Origin of the sequence: Methanoculleus sediminis (genome assembly GCF_001017125.1) — an archaeon.
Taxonomy (GTDB): domain Archaea; phylum Halobacteriota; class Methanomicrobia; order Methanomicrobiales; family Methanoculleaceae; genus Methanoculleus; species Methanoculleus sediminis.
Window position 1 is genome coordinate 1 of record NZ_JXOJ01000010.1, and the last position, 261, is coordinate 261.

Here is a 261-nt window from a genome sequence, read left to right on the forward strand (position 1 = left end):
TCGCATACAGGAACGCCACCAGACGTCCTCTCCCTCCTGGTGCTTGCCGTCTCTACCGATCTGGTGGTGAGCGGGGATATCTCGGTGACGTCGGTCGTTCTGATGCTTGCCAGAGCCGTCGGATTCATCGTCGTCGCCGGAGCCGTCGGGTACTTCGGCATCCGAAAGGTTATCGAACGAATGGATGCAACTCCTCTGGCGCGGAAGTATCCGGAATTCGTCTTCATCTTCGCCATGATGCGACGTCCGTAGCGCCGATGA

1 pseudogene is annotated in these 261 nt (G+C 58.6%); it reads left to right on the forward strand.

Going from position 1 to position 261, the window contains the following annotated elements:
• Positions 1 to 252, forward strand: a pseudogene (locus tag SZ63_RS13040) (cation:proton antiporter); the annotation flags it as partial.
• Positions 253 to 261: the final 9 nt, after the last annotated feature.